Origin of the sequence: Rossellomorea vietnamensis (assembly GCF_001305855.1) — a bacterium.
Classification (GTDB): Bacteria; Bacillota; Bacilli; order Bacillales; family Bacillaceae_B; genus Rossellomorea; species Rossellomorea vietnamensis_A.
In genome coordinates this window covers 24,693-38,536 of sequence record NZ_LIXZ01000018.1, presented here as the reverse complement: position 1 = coordinate 38,536, position 13,844 = coordinate 24,693, and the positions used below count along the sequence as shown (strand labels likewise).

Here is a 13,844-nt window from a genome sequence, read left to right as displayed (position 1 = left end):
GTTCTTTTGCTCCTGACTTCAATCGTCAGTGTGATGATGATGTTCGGTTCACCTATATTTGCAGGTACAAGCATAAACGAATTGATACCGAACGATTATCAGAAAAATAAGTTCAAAAAGAATAGTGACCTTATCCATGATCAGTCATCTACGAACCAGAAAATACAAATTCCCGATGAACAAAAGAGTCTTACCTTTGAAGGGCGGCGGAGCAACGGGTTGAGCGAGCTGAAAGCTAAAATTTTTTACAGTGAAAAAAAAGATACCAATACAATAAAAGCAAAAGCTGTAAATCTGAAACTTTTTAGGCAATCCGAATCGGCCCGATTAGGTGGATTGGAAGAGGACAGTCAATCATCTTCTTCCGTTTCTCTTCTGATTGCTGTTTTTGTAGGGATTTGTGTAATACTTCTCATCACGGTTATTATCATCTGGAATCGAACGACTCAAAGAAAACAGGGATTGAAATAAAAAGAAGAGGTGCCAAGCAAAATATGGGCACCTTTTCCTTATTAATCATGAGTCTCATCCACCAACCCTTGAAAAGGCTCAGGTGGCCCTTAATTACGTCAAACCGACTATGATAAGGGGTAAGGCGGTACTTGGAGTGAAGAGCCTAAATAAAGCAATCTAACCAAAAAGAGACCTGACGATTCATTCAGGTCTCTTTTTGATTAAAGGTATGCAAAATAGTTATAGGTTTTATCGATCATCCAGCATTTTCTTGAATTCACGAACAGCAAAAGATTCATATCTTCCTTTTTTTGTGATGATCCCTAAGTTCCAAGGAACGACCGGATTTTCGATGGGGATGGATTTCACGACTCCCTGGTCCACTTTTTTAGAAATGGATTGAGGGAAGGTTGAAATGCCAAGGTTTTGCCCTGGCTATGTTGATACACCACTCGTAAGCGGACAATTGAAGGATATTGCAACTACGCGCTAATAAAAAGGCAGTTTGCTAGTTTCATATGGTAGTAGAATGAGCACAATTTAAAGTAACAATATGTAAAAAAACTTAAGTTTACAAATTTGTATACATGTAAACAAAAACGTACACAATTGTATGCAAAAAAGTATACGTGTACACAAACAAGTACACATACTGGTATAAAGCCATGTGTACAATTAATGTATACAACGATACAAAAATGTGTACAAATCAACGTGCTCTTACTCGCCATATTCGATAGAAAAGTAGGATTGACCGAAGACGAGAAATTGTATACTCTGAGAGTAAGAGTTGAAATGTTTAGACAAATTCTCACTCATGAATGAAAGGATGATTTTAATGACGAATTCTCGCATTGCAGCCATTGATGTTGGTAATGATTCTTTAAAAGGTATTTTTGGGAAAATGGACGCTGAGGTGAATATCCCGAACGTCATCGCAAGGGATGTTGAAGACCGTCCTATCATCGGTATAGAGGAGCTGGATACACAAGACCCACTAGACGGCATACATATCCGTGTCCACTCCCCTGCTCTGAAAGACAATAATGCAATTTATCGTGTCGGTAATCTTGCGACAAAGAGCAATAACTCGACTGAACTGGATCCGGGCAGCAGTAAATCAGAAGAAGATCAAACGTTGGTCATGCTGTTTGCTTCTATTGCTTTGGATGCAGCACGTAATGGATCAGATTTTAAAAAGAATAATAATGTAATAGAAGCAAACTACACGCTCGGAACTGGTCTTCCCCTGCGTGAAGTAAAGGAAGGAAAAGATGTTGGATATCGTTCAAGATTATTAGGTTCGGTTCACCAGGTCGAGTTCCTTGTCACTCCACGCTATCAAGGTATCAAAGTAAATATTAAATTTGATGAAGTGAAGGTGTATCCTGAGGGATTTGCTGCTTTTATCAACCTTGTGATGGACAATAATTCAAATATCATCAACAAAGATTTGATTGATAAGCGCATCTTGATTCAGGATATTGGTGGATTATCAACAGATATCGCGGTCATCAAAGATCGTAAAGTAGACGATGATAAAGCCCAAGGATTTAACCTGGGTGTATCTGAATCACTTGAGTTGATCCGTGAGGAAATCCGTTCAAGACATGGAATTGAGCTTGACAGCCGCCGTGATGTGGTCGAAATCATCACGAAGAAAAATGACCGCAATCATATTATGGTAAAAGGTAGTCGGACAAGCGTACACGACATCGTGGACCGCATTATGCTTGAACTGGCTAAGAAGCAGTACCGCCATCTTCGTAATATGTGGCAAAAGAATTCCCAAACAGAGATCTGTTACTTCATCGGTGGCGGCTCCAGCGTCCTAAAGGAGTATATCAAGACGCTTAACAATAATCTTGATGGCTACAATATCGACTTCTTTGAAGATGAGAAGGAAAGTATCTGGATGATGGCAAACGCTTACTACAAGCTGATTGCCGACTTCTCAAGAAAAACTCAAAAGCAACAAGCCCCGAAAGAAGAACAAAAATTAGCGAAAACCAAATAGGGTGATGGTATGACTGAAAAAGGGATGTCGAGGGGACAGCCGATCACATTTCGGCTCCCTTCAGATACACCTGATCACGTATTAAAACATTTACAAAAGCTCAAAGAAAAAGAAAAACGAAATTTCTCCAGTAAAATTGCAGAGCTTGTCCTAAATGGGGTAAATGATACGATTTCCAAACAGCGGGAAGCTATTACGATTCCCCTTCCGAAGGGATTGGACAAGTCCCAACGTGACTGGCTGAAGCATAAACACTCAGAAGCCCTGCTTGGGAGCATCGTGTACCAGTTGCTTTCAAACCCGGTTCGAACGGCCTCCCTTCTTGCTTCTTTGAGCAGTAATTCATTGGATATCAATGAAGCGCTTTATCTTCAGGAAGAATCGGCAGCAAGTCACGATCCCGAAAGAGCGTGGTCCCTTGATCAAGTGATGGATGCTGACCCTGAAGAAGTAGTTGATGAGCGTTCCTACTCAACAGATGAAGAACTGGACAACTTCGATTGGGACAATGCTATGAAACCAGAGGAAACCGTCAATGAAGAGCCTAAAGAAGAATCGATGGACGACCTCTTGGGAGATTTTCTCGCCCAAATGAATAAATGATAAGAACCTGAAGTGAGGCCCTTGGCCCTATACTTCAGGTTCTTTTTGGTTCTATATACCCTATCCCTTTAATGCATATATTCCTACTGAATTCAACTACCTATTATACTTGGAAACTGTAATCGATTTGTCTTATTTGAATTATATTTTTCACCAAAAACCCACCAATGCAGATGCCTCTAAGGAAAAAATGTTACAGTCCGTTACAACCCCTTTAAAACATGTATAAAAAATGGCAGTTTACTTCAATTAATTCCCACCCCGTGGTTTAGACAGGGGATAAATCGAGGTAAACACCGATTAAACAGAATAAAACATGGCACGTCAGTCATTGGCTACACCACTAAAGAGGAGAGATTAGATGAGTATTCAAAAAAGTAATGATAGCTCAAGTCTCGCAGAAGTCATTGATAGAATCCTGGATAAAGGAATCGTCATTGATGCATTCGCCAGGGTTTCCTTAGTAGGAATCGAGATTCTTACTATAGAAGCACGGGTGGTAATCGCAAGTGTCGATACGTGGTTACGGTATGCAGAAGCAGTTGGGCTTTTAAGAGACGAGGTCCAGGAAGAGGGTCTCGCCAAGCAGGAGAATGAAAGAGGGACCGCATTCAGCATATAAACAAGTAATTGAAATATAGTTTTACTACTTTAATAGAAAAGAGGATGAATATGTCAGAAGTGAAAAGCAGTCAACAGGTAGATGAAACGAAAAGCAATGATGAAAAGGAAGAACAATCCACTGAAAACAGACAATCCATGAATTACGCAATTATCGGCGGGGTGGTTGGAGCAGGAATCGGTCTACTTTCAAATCCCGGTACAGGAAAAAAAGTAGTGGACAGCCTAGGGAAATCAGATGTGATGAAAGCCGCAAGTAAAGAATTGCGAAGGTCAGCACAGGAATTCCTGACAGAGCAGGCCATCATCACCCTTAGACAATCCGCTACCGGATATATGAGCAGGCTGGAAGGTGGCTTACTGTCACCTAAGAAGAAAAAAGAAGAGGCATCGGAAAATTCTGATGGAAAAGTTGAAAAGAATGAAAATTCTTCGAATCAGTCAGAAGAATTAGAAGAAATCAAAGAAGAAAACAAGAATTTGAATGATCGTTTAGAACGAATTGAAGAAATGCTGAACAGCCTGGTGGATTCCAAGAAATAATCGCATCCCTGAAGGGGGCATTACATGAGTAAGCCTGTAAAAAAAGCAGCTCAGAAGATGGCTAAAAAAGCATACGAGCATGCTCCGGAGCCAGTGAAAGAGAAAGTGAAAGACACGATGAAAGAAAAGGCGAAGGAAAAATTTGTAGAGAGTGTGGAAGACGGGCTTCAATCAAAGGCGAACGAAGCATCAGAGAAGTTAGAGAACGCAAAAGAGAAAAATGCCAACAATGTTCATAACAAAGCAGAAGAAGCAAAGGAAAAAGTACAGGATGTCCTGCTTTCCGTACGAGAAAAGTTAGGAAACGCAAAGGAAGCAGGAGAAGAGTTTCAAAAGAAAATCTCTTCATCGAATGACAAACAAACAAAAATCAAAGGTGTGGGAAATATTAAAGGAGCAAGTGACATCAAGAGTTCCTTTAACATTAAGAGTTCCACCGAAATAAAAAGTTCGGAAAATATTAAATCATCAAAAGACATTAAGACAATCTGTTCTTAGACACCGGAAGGAGAATGAAATTGGCTATACAAAAAAGTAATAATAGTTCGAGTTTAGCAGAAGTCATCGACCGAATTCTAGACAAAGGAATCGTCATTGACGCATTTGCAAGAGTATCTGTCGTCGGAATTGAAATATTGACCGTTGAAGCAAGGGTCGTCATCGCAAGCGTAGATACATGGTTGCGTTATGCAGAAGCTGTAGGTCTTTTACGGGATGACGTCGAGGAAAACGGACTTGCTACACAGCAGAATGAAAGAAGTTCCCAGTTCAGCATTTAATAGGACTGAAAGCAAAGGAATCAGTATTTGAAGGGGGCCGTTTTCGGCACCCTCCCCTTCATCTACAGTAGGAGGCAGCTATGGTAATCAAAGAAATCATGAATAGTGTGACGGATTTCTTCAATGAACATGTAGCTCCGGTCCATAAGATCACGTCAGTGGAACTGACAGAAGACGAAGGCTGGAAACTGCAAGTGGAGGTCATTGAAGAAAAAGAATATATGAAGAAATATGCGAAAGACGAAATGCTTGGCACATATGATGTTCTTCTCAATAAAGAAAAGGAAGTCACATCATTTAAACGACGGGATATCCGTTACAGAAGTGCCATCGGACAGGAAATGTAGTGTCCTTTAGCGAGTAGGAGGGAATTGTACGTGACGGTCTTAACTAAACGGATCAAAAAGGATAGCAGGGCATTAATACAAGATGATGAAACGAAAGAATTGCTTTCGCGCTCATTGCAATACCTTAAAGCTGGATATCCTGTGCATTTCACAGGTCCTTCCGGGGCCGGGAAAACATCTCTTGCACTCGCACTTGCGAAAAAGAGAAAAAGACCGGTTATGCTCATGCACGGTAATCACGAACTGAATAATAAAGACTTAATCGGTGATTTTACGGGTTATACAAGTAAAAAGGTCGTCGATCAATATGTACGATCCGTTTATAAAAAGGACGAAAGCGTCACAGAGACATGGAGAGACGGACGTTTACTGGAAGCCGTCAAGAATGGTTATACACTTGTATACGATGAATTTACACGATCACAGCCGACGACAAATAATATCTTCCTATCCATTTTGGAAGAAGGAATCATTCCTTTATATGGTTCGAAGCTCACAGAGCCCTTTATTAGAGTACACCCGGAATTTGCCATCATATTTACTAGTAATCCTGCAGAGTATGCAGGGGTTTATCAAACACAGGATGCTCTACTCGATAGGTTAATCACCATTAACGTGGATTACAAGGGAGCAGAACAAGAAGCGAAGATTGTATCAGAAAAAGCTGACTTGGTCATGAGTGAAGCAAGAGCGATTACTACACTAATCTCAGCATTACGCGATCAATGTACAAATGAAATGAACGGACCGAGCTTGCGTGCTTCCTTGATGATTGCAAGACTCGCCATTGAATCAGACATTCCCATAGACGGTAAAGATACAGATTTTCAACGTCTATGTATTGATATAACAGCACATAGCATAAGTCGATGTATCGACGGAGAAAACCCACAAGAAAAAGCAGAACAATTCATTATAGATGCATGTAAACGCATGAAGGTATCTGAGGAATAAAGGAGAGTATTTTGATGAGTCAGGAAGAGATGGGAATTTATATATTTTGTGCCATACAAACCAATGAAGACGATCAATTTGGTTCGATTGAAATAGAAGGCGAAGAACGCGAGACGTTCACGGTCAGATATAAGGACGCAGCTATGGTAGCGGCAGAAGTGCCCATGAAAATCTATCATCCTAAGAAGCAGAATTTACTCATGCACCAGGGAGCTGTAGCCCGGGTTATGGAACAAAAGGATACAGTCATCCCGATTAGCTTCGGTAATGTCTTTAAGTCGACAGACGATGTTGAGGCCCTGCTTGAAAACCTTTATCCGCAGTTCGAGACCCTTTTCCCGGCAATTAAGGGGAAAATCGAGCTGGGCTTAAAGGTGATCGGTAAAAAGGAATGGCTTGAAGCCATGGTAAAGGATAATCCTCAAGTAGAAAAAATGGCCTCAGCCGTTAAAGGGAAATCAGAATCGGCAGCGTATTATGACCGCATTCAGCTTGGCGGAATGGCTCAGAAGCTATTTGCTTCCCTGCAGAGTGAGATTAAGGAAGAAGTTTATGCACCTCTTGAGGAATCGGCAGTATCGGCAAAAGCCAACGAGCCTTCAAGTGAGAAAATGCTTCTTAACGCTTCTTTCTTAATTGACCGGGATCAGGAAGAGTTGTTTGATCAAAAGGTCAATGAAGCACATGAAAAATGGAAGGATAAGGTCGAATTTAATTACAGCGGGCCTTGGCCGGCATACAACTTTGTCAACATACGCTTGAAGGTTGAAGAAGGCTAATGATTCATAAATTGGCGAGTGCACCAATTAATTTAGTCATAAAAGTCGCCGAAAAGATCAAAGAAGAAGCAGACAAAGAATTGTACGACCTTCCTACCATTCAACAAAAATTGATTCAGCTTCAAATGATGTATGAATTGGGAGAAATTCCTGAGGAAGCATTCCAGGAAAAAGAAGATGAGCTTTTAACAAGGTATGAAATAGCGAAACAGATGGAAATGGAACAATGGGAAGAATTAACGAAAAAGAAACAAGGGTGATCAGATGAGCGATTTACTTTATTTATACGGATTAATTCCGAGAAAAGAAGCGAATGAAAACAGCCTGCCCTCCATGAAAGGATTCGATGGAGAAAGTGAGCTGTACACGATTGAAATCGGAGAAGTGACAGCCGTTGTTTGTGATTTACCATCAAATGAATACTCTGAAGAGTCCATTAAGGACAAAGTTGATAACGACATGGACTGGCTTCAAGAAAAGGCGTTTCATCATCACGAAACGGTATTGATGGTTTCAAAGTTGTATACCATCATCCCCTTGAAGTTCTGTACATTATACAAAAACGAGGATAGCCTCAAGTCTACGATAGAAGGCAATCGAAATAAGCTGGAAACGACCTTTGAACAGCTGGATGGCAACGAAGAGTGGAACGTCAAGATCTACTGTGACGATAAGCTGCTGAAAGAGCAGGTAAGTGAAAACAATCCATCCATCGAAGCTAAAAGGAAAGAAATCAGCGAATTACCAAAGGGCAGGCAGTTTTTTGAAAAGAAAAAGATCGATCAGCTGATTGATCGGGAACTTGAAAACGAGAAGAACCGGCTTTGTGAAGAGGTTCATGAAAAGCTGAAAGAACATTCCCTGCATGGGAATATCAAAAAAAATTGGAGTAAGGATGTAACAGGCCGACAGGAACATATGGCTTGGAATAGTGTATTTCTCCTTCCTGCAGCCAAAGTAGATGAATTTGTAGAAGAAATAAAGCAATACGAAGAAGAACTGGGACACGCAGGTTGGAAAATTGAAGCATCGGGCCCTTGGCCACCTTATCATTTTTCTAGTTTTTCTTAATCACAAAATAAGGAATGAGAAATATGACAGTCAGAGAATCGATCGAGAACAAAGATATAGCCCTAATAGATATTTTAGATGTCATTCTCGATAAAGGTGTGGCGATTAAGGGAGATTTGATTATATCCATTGCCGGGGTCGACCTCGTTTATCTGGATTTACGAGTGCTGATCTCCTCAGTGGAAACGTTGGTTCAACATAAACAAGGAACACGTAAAACTGTAACATCCGATCAATTCGATAAAGAAAGGGAGGGATTGATTCATGCAACAGGCCAGCGGGACAAATGGGCGAATTAATTTCGACCCGGAAAAAGCAGAACAAGGATTGGCACAGCTTGTATTGACCGTTGTAGAACTATTAAGGCAAATCGTTGAGAGACATGCGATGCGGCGTGTGGAAGGCGGGACGCTAACAGATGAACAGGTAGAGAATCTAGGCATAGCCCTAATGAACTTAGAAGAAAAAATGGAAGAGTTAAAAGAGGTATTTGGTCTTGATGCAGAAGACTTGAATATAGATTTAGGTCCTTTAGGGAGCTTAATGTAATGCCGATTAGGGAGGTTACATGATGGGTATGGAGCATCCGGTACAATCCAACACAATCGTGGATGTATTAGAAAAGATTTTAGATAAAGGTGTTGTCGTTGCAGGAGATATCACGGTGGGAATTGCCGATGTCGAGCTGCTTACGATAAAGATCCGCTTAATCGTTGCTTCTGTGGATAAAGCAAAAGAAATAGGCATGGACTGGTGGGAAAATGATCCCTATTTAAGTTCCAAAGCCGCAGATAACAACACGAGAGCACTGGAAGAGGAAAATAAGAAATTACAAGAACGACTGGAATCACTTGAAAAGAAACTGGATACGAACCGTCTTAATTCGGCGGAAACAACAAACTAAATGGAGGTTTTACCAATGGCAGAAAAAAATAATACGCAAAACACAACAGTTGAGAATGAAGGACAGGAAAAGAATTCAACGAATGAGAACAAGACAAGAAGAAGTGGCCCTATTAAGAGAACTGTAGCTGGAAGTCTGTTGGGAGCAACTGTAGGATATCTGGCAACACCTGAAAATGGAAAAAAACTATTAGATCGTATTGACCAAGAGAAATTAAAAAGTAAGAGCTTGGATTTCGGGAAAGCAGCAAAAGAAAGATCCAGAAAAGCCGCTGTGTCACTAAAATCATCAACAGCCAACCTGTTTAAGCGTGATAAAGAGGAAGAAGCTTCTGAAGACACGGAAACGTCCGTAAATTCAACAGAAACGAACAACCAGGAAGAAGAGTCGAACCAGGACTATGACGCCCTTAAACAGGAAAATGAAGAGCTTCAGGACCGCCTGCAGCAGTTAGAAGAGAAAATGAATCAAATTGCCGCAGCACGTGAAGACGAAAGCGAAGATGAGGAAGACGAGGATGAAGAAGAAAAAGAAGAAAAAGAAGAAACTTCTTCAAGCAAGAAATCTTCTAAAAAGTCTAAAGAAGAAGCATCTGATGAAGAGGAAGACGATGAAGAAGACGAAGATTCAGATGTAGATGAAAAAGCAGAAGACGAGAACGAAAATGAAAACGAAGAAGACGAAGATGAGAGCGAAGATGAGGAAGAAGCTTCTGGCAAGAAGAAATCAAACGTTAAATCAGGTTCAAAGGGAAAGAAGCGTTCTACTCGCAAGTCTTCAGCTAAAAGTAAAAAATCTGCAAAAAAAGATGATGATAAAGCCGAAGATCAAGAAGAAGATACAACACTTTCTACCGAAGACGACACAGTAGCATAACGATAAAGGAGATGTGAAAATGAGTGTAGAATCAGGTACAGGAAAGGACAGCATCTTAGAATTTTTTGTACAGGCATCAAACAAACATGACTTTTCATTAGACATCACGTTAAACGTCAAGGGAGCCGTCATAACGGGTACCCTCGTCTCCGCAAAGGAATACTTCGATTCATTGAGTGAAACCTTTGAGGATGGCAGTGAGGTGGCTCAGAAGCTGAGTGAAGAGCTAGCGAAAGCGGGAGAATCTGTGGAAGAAGGTCAAAGTGCTGAAGCCCACTTTATTCATTTGAAGAATACTAAGGTGTATTGTGGCGACAGCAAGCCGACTCCTTCAAAAGGAAAGATCATGTGGCGTGGGAAAATAAGTGAGGTCGATGGGTTCTTCTTAGGAAAGATTGCAGAATCGAAAAGTAGTAAATAATACAAAAAAGCAGCCGATTTCGGTTGCTTTTTTGTATGTAAAACCTCTCGACAAGGAATTATTTCCCGGGGAGGAAGTGACGTCTTTCGACAAAGATCTTCTCCTGTGAAGGATGTGACAGCTGATGGTTTTCTCTAACTATTTGTAACGTGTAGAATCCGGGCAAGATTCCTTGTTTCATGGTAAAGAAGTTCTTCTGCCCGACGGATGCTCTCGTGAAGATGCATGGGTCCTATTGCGATGGAATGGCAACTTGTAAAGTCTTCGTATAAATGTTGGTATCCTTCTCCTAACCCCCCTGAAATAAGGGATACGGGAGTGTGATGCCGTTTTGCGATGGTTGCAATATAGGTAGGGAGTTTACCAAATAATGTTTGATTATCACTCTGTCCTTCACCAGTTAGAATCCAATCAGCATCCTGAATGGCAAAGGAAAGGCTGGAAGCTTCAGCAACCAATTTTGCGCCGGATTCGATTATTCCATTCAAATGCAAAAAGGCAAATCCGAGTCCTCCTGCTGCTCCGGCCCCTATCGAGTCCCGGAAATTGGTTCCTCTTTCTTTTTGAAGCAACTGGCTAAAGTGAAAGAGCTGTTGATCAAGTACTTTCACCTGCTCTTTCGTGGCGCCTTTTTGGGGACCGAATACAGTAGAGGCGCCTGTTTCTCCGCATAGAGGGTTTTCAACGTCTGAAGCAATGCGAAAGGAACTCTCTCTCACTGCGGGGTGAAGGGTACTCCAATCGACTTTGGAGATGTACCCGAGATTATTCCCAAAGGACCCGACAGCAATGCCCTTTTTATCTAAGAAGGTAACTCCGAGTGATTGGAGCATACCGAATCCCCCATCATTGGTAGAGCTCCCTCCAAGGGCGATAATGAAGTCTCGAAAGCCACTTTCAACAGCTGATATAATGACTTCCCCGATGCCCCTTGACGTGGTGTGGAAGGGGTTTCGTTTTTCCATTGGAACCATTGGTAAACCTGCAATGGACGCTATTTCAATGACTGCCGTTTTTTGATCTCCTAACACACCGTACTCGGTCTCAATACTCACTCCCAAGGGTCCCGTTGCGATTGTTTTTACTTTCTTTCCTTCCTTAGCGTATATTAAGGTTTCAAGCGTTCCTTCTCCACCATCAGCCATGGGGATGACGTTCGTTTGAAAGCTTGAAGATACATCCAGAAACGCTTTTGCCATGATGGTTCCAACCTCGATTGAGCTTAAACTTCCTTTAAATGAATCGGGTGCAATCACAATATTCATAGCGGCTCCTTATTTCACATTATTTTATAGTGTTTTATCGAATCAATCGTGTTTCCTTCATTCTAGCATATGTTTTCTTTCCGCATATTCGGGTAAAGAATACTATACAAAGGAGGTTACCTTCATGAAACGTTTAATGGGAAGACTGATCAAATGGGGACCTATCATTTACCCGATTTATAAGAAGTATCGGAATAAAAGAAGACATAAGAAATCGATGACGTATTAAGAGGGCAGCCTGCATGGGCTGTTTTTTTATGTCTTTTAGCACAAATAAAAACCCCTGGAATCCAGGGGTTTCAGTATTCTTTCTTAATGAGACGTTCTTCTCATTCCTCTTAGAATTAAGCTTAATAGGAATACGAAGATGATCGCTCCCAATAATGCCGGGATGATAGCGATTCCTGCAAGGGACGGGCCGAAGCTTCCAAGAAGTTCCCCGCCGATCCATGCACCGATAATACCTGCTATAATGTTTCCGATGATTCCTCCAGGAACGTTTTTACCTAAAATTAGACCAGCTAACCAACCGATGATTCCACCAACAATTAAATACAAAATAATACCCATTTTTTTCTTACCTCCATGTAATGTTTTTGTGTTGTTATAAAGTAATTTCCCCTTTTTTCAAATGTCAAAACCTAATATGTTGTAACTTGAAAAATTTTCTGCAGAATATACATGACATACTTAACAGCAGGTAACTTATCCTGATATTTTTCATAATCAACGGTGTATGTCCCGTTTTTGTTATTCCAAATCCGATCGAAATAGTCGTCGACTTCCACCATGGTTTTGTTGTCTGAAGGGGCCGTCAGTTTCAGGTTTTCTTCAAGATTATAATCATCCAGGTTCCGGGATGTATAATTGCCGGATCCTCCGATGACGGTACTTTGCTTTTTCCCTTTTACATAAATGAATTTCGTGTGATACTGTTCTTTATTCGTGTTATACCATCTGATGGTAATATGTTCGTTCTCAAGTTTATGAAGCTCGGCTGCAATGGGGAGGTTAGGGAGTCCGATCTTTTCTTGTCCAAAGGCGTTCTGGTTCGGGTCCAGGACTAACCGGATGTCCACTCCACGTTCTGCCGCGTCTTCGATGGCATCAATGATGTCCCGATCCGCAAGGTAGAACATCCCAATCCAGGCTTCGTCCCCTTTTTTTGCGTCATCTAACGCCTTCACCACCCCTTTTTGAATCTCCCTTTCCGTCAGGATCTGTGCGGTGACAGACCTTTCACTGGAAGGAGGGGCTTTGACGGAATCGTTGACCTCTTTTTCCGAAGGGAAAGCATTAAGGTCGCCCCCTGAAAAATCCGCTACGGCTTTTTCAGCTTTGACCATATCTTTGATGATGTCCCCTTTAACCTGAAAAGCGATATTCGAGTGAAAGCCGCTGGCATCATGGGGGTTGGCGGATAGGATGAGTCCCGAGTCTTCCGAGATGACGACTTTACGATGATTGGCTTTTACGTTCAAAAGTTTCAAATAGGATCTCATCGTGACCTTCGGGGCAGAAGGGGCCATCGGGTTAGGCAGCCATCCGTAGCCGTCCTGTCCAAACCATCCTAAAGCGGTCCTCCATACACCGGAATAGATGAGGTTTGGGTCTCTAAGGCGATTCAAATCGGTAAACACCACTTCAGCTCCTAGCTTTTCCAATGGTTCAATTTGTTTCGCTTGATGTGAGCCGTATGTCGTGTTGACTTCGTCACTGATAAAGACTACTTTCAGGTCGGGCTTCTTTTTCATTTGTTCTTCGATCTTCCTGGACAATGTTTCACTGATCTTCGGATAATCACGGTCACCCTTTGTATAACCATTTACTAAGAATAAGTCCAAAATAAGAAAATCATCTGCTTCTTCAATGGTTTGAAACACCTCATCAAAGATCGATTGCTCATAAAGTTCTTTCCCATCCTTCTGATAGGTAAGGTCGTATAAGAAATCTACGTCCCCCTCGGGTATGGTATAAGTGTCGCTTGCGTAAGAGATTCCTGGTGGTAAAGGCTTGATGCGGTTGTAGATCATCACCACTGTCAGGATCAGTATGATGGCTCCCCAAATCCACCATTTTTTCTTCTCATACCACTTTTTCTTTTTCTTCAAATGAATTCCCCTGTTCTACGGTTTTTTCTTACTATACCCCTAATGGCAGAGTGGGAATCCACATCCGTGGAAGAAAGTTGCGCGTGTAAGTTTACATTCC

Annotated in this window: 21 protein-coding genes; 17 read left to right on the top strand and 4 right to left on the bottom strand. The window is 41.5% G+C overall.

The features are described 5' to 3' along the window. The first annotated feature begins 6 nt into the window (after positions 1–6). Positions 7–471, top strand: coding sequence for a type VII secretion protein EssA (essA, locus tag AM506_RS18055; protein WP_060674029.1), 465 nt, complete (start codon positions 7–9; stop codon positions 469–471). Positions 472–702: 231 nt separating this feature from the next. Here the strand turns inward: essA and AM506_RS23410 are convergent, their stop codons facing one another. Continuing rightward, a complete protein-coding gene (locus tag AM506_RS23410; RefSeq protein ID WP_152968628.1) occupies positions 703–870 on the bottom strand; it encodes a hypothetical protein in 168 nt (55 codons plus the stop codon). A gap of 421 nt (positions 871–1,291) precedes the next feature. On the opposite strand from AM506_RS23410, the gene AM506_RS18050 reads away from it, so the two are divergent. The 16 genes from AM506_RS18050 (at position 1,292) to gvpU (ending at position 10,368) form a co-directional block, all read left to right on the top strand. After that, positions 1,292–2,470 (top strand): ParM/StbA family protein, encoded by a 1,179-nt coding sequence (locus AM506_RS18050; protein ID WP_060674027.1) that lies wholly within the window; start codon positions 1,292–1,294, stop codon positions 2,468–2,470. Positions 2,471–2,479: 9 nt separating this feature from the next. Then, the gene (locus tag AM506_RS18045; protein WP_060674025.1) at positions 2,480–3,073 is read left to right on the top strand and encodes a hypothetical protein; all 594 of its coding nucleotides are present in this window, start codon (positions 2,480–2,482) and stop codon (positions 3,071–3,073) included. A 361-nt stretch (positions 3,074–3,434) separates the two neighbouring features. Further along, entirely contained in the window at positions 3,435–3,695 is a 261-nt protein-coding gene (gene gvpA / locus AM506_RS18040) for a gas vesicle structural protein GvpA (RefSeq protein ID WP_060674023.1), read from the top strand. A 50-nt stretch (positions 3,696–3,745) separates the two neighbouring features. Continuing rightward, positions 3,746–4,237: a GvpT/GvpP family gas vesicle accessory protein gene (gene gvpT / locus AM506_RS18035; RefSeq protein ID WP_060674021.1), complete on the top strand. Its 492-nt coding sequence runs from the start codon at positions 3,746–3,748 to the stop codon at positions 4,235–4,237. 24 nt (positions 4,238–4,261) lie between these two features. Continuing rightward, on the top strand, positions 4,262–4,735 hold the full coding sequence (gene gvpQ, locus AM506_RS18030; protein WP_060674019.1) for a gas vesicle protein GvpQ: 474 nt from the start codon (positions 4,262–4,264) through the stop codon (positions 4,733–4,735). A gap of 20 nt (positions 4,736–4,755) precedes the next feature. Next, positions 4,756–5,016: a gas vesicle protein GvpJ gene (gene gvpJ, locus AM506_RS18025; protein ID WP_034764908.1), complete on the top strand. Its 261-nt coding sequence runs from the start codon at positions 4,756–4,758 to the stop codon at positions 5,014–5,016. 80 nt (positions 5,017–5,096) lie between these two features. Next, positions 5,097–5,363, top strand: coding sequence for a gas vesicle protein GvpO (gene gvpO, locus AM506_RS18020; RefSeq protein ID WP_034764910.1), 267 nt, complete (start codon positions 5,097–5,099; stop codon positions 5,361–5,363). Between the two features lie 30 nt (positions 5,364–5,393). Beyond that, entirely contained in the window at positions 5,394–6,317 is a 924-nt protein-coding gene (gene gvpN, locus AM506_RS18015) for a gas vesicle protein GvpN (protein WP_060674017.1), read from the top strand. 14 nt (positions 6,318–6,331) lie between these two features. Further along, the gene (locus AM506_RS18010) at positions 6,332–7,096 is read left to right on the top strand and encodes a GvpL/GvpF family gas vesicle protein (RefSeq protein WP_060674015.1); all 765 of its coding nucleotides are present in this window, start codon (positions 6,332–6,334) and stop codon (positions 7,094–7,096) included. Further along, the gene (locus AM506_RS18005; protein WP_060674013.1) at positions 7,096–7,356 is read left to right on the top strand and encodes a gas vesicle protein GvpG; all 261 of its coding nucleotides are present in this window, start codon (positions 7,096–7,098) and stop codon (positions 7,354–7,356) included. Before AM506_RS18010 ends, AM506_RS18005 begins: the two co-directional genes overlap by 1 nt. 4 nt (positions 7,357–7,360) lie before the next feature. Then, positions 7,361–8,167 (top strand): GvpL/GvpF family gas vesicle protein, encoded by an 807-nt coding sequence (locus tag AM506_RS18000; RefSeq protein ID WP_060674011.1) that lies wholly within the window; start codon positions 7,361–7,363, stop codon positions 8,165–8,167. Positions 8,168–8,190: 23 nt separating this feature from the next. Beyond that, complete coding sequence (locus tag AM506_RS17995) at positions 8,191–8,466, top strand: gas vesicle protein (RefSeq protein WP_044340208.1); 276 nt, start codon at positions 8,191–8,193, stop codon at positions 8,464–8,466. Further along, positions 8,432–8,716 carry a gas vesicle protein K gene (locus AM506_RS17990; RefSeq protein ID WP_034764925.1) on the top strand — a complete coding sequence of 95 codons (285 nt, stop codon included), beginning with the start codon at positions 8,432–8,434 and terminating at the stop codon, positions 8,714–8,716. The genes AM506_RS17995 and AM506_RS17990 overlap by 35 nt, the downstream gene beginning before the upstream one ends. 22 nt (positions 8,717–8,738) lie before the next feature. After that, positions 8,739–9,071: a gas vesicle protein gene (gvpJ, locus tag AM506_RS17985; protein ID WP_060674009.1), complete on the top strand. Its 333-nt coding sequence runs from the start codon at positions 8,739–8,741 to the stop codon at positions 9,069–9,071. Positions 9,072–9,086: 15 nt separating this feature from the next. Next, positions 9,087–9,947 (top strand): GvpT/GvpP family gas vesicle accessory protein, encoded by an 861-nt coding sequence (gene gvpT / locus AM506_RS22850; RefSeq protein WP_060674007.1) that lies wholly within the window; start codon positions 9,087–9,089, stop codon positions 9,945–9,947. Positions 9,948–9,966: 19 nt separating this feature from the next. Further along, on the top strand, positions 9,967–10,368 hold the full coding sequence (gene gvpU, locus AM506_RS17975) for a gas vesicle accessory protein GvpU (protein WP_060674005.1): 402 nt from the start codon (positions 9,967–9,969) through the stop codon (positions 10,366–10,368). Between the two features lie 134 nt (positions 10,369–10,502). Here the strand turns inward: gvpU and AM506_RS17970 are convergent, their stop codons facing one another. From AM506_RS17970 to AM506_RS17960, 3 genes are all read right to left on the bottom strand, one after another. Further along, the gene (locus AM506_RS17970; protein WP_060674003.1) at positions 10,503–11,633 is read right to left on the bottom strand and encodes a glycerate kinase; all 1,131 of its coding nucleotides are present in this window, start codon (positions 11,631–11,633) and stop codon (positions 10,503–10,505) included. 312 nt (positions 11,634–11,945) lie between these two features. Beyond that, positions 11,946–12,203: a GlsB/YeaQ/YmgE family stress response membrane protein gene (locus tag AM506_RS17965; protein ID WP_060674001.1), complete on the bottom strand. Its 258-nt coding sequence runs from the start codon at positions 12,201–12,203 to the stop codon at positions 11,946–11,948. A 71-nt stretch (positions 12,204–12,274) separates the two neighbouring features. Next, positions 12,275–13,744 (bottom strand): phospholipase D family protein, encoded by a 1,470-nt coding sequence (locus AM506_RS17960; RefSeq protein WP_060673999.1) that lies wholly within the window; start codon positions 13,742–13,744, stop codon positions 12,275–12,277. Positions 13,745–13,844 lie beyond the last annotated feature (100 nt).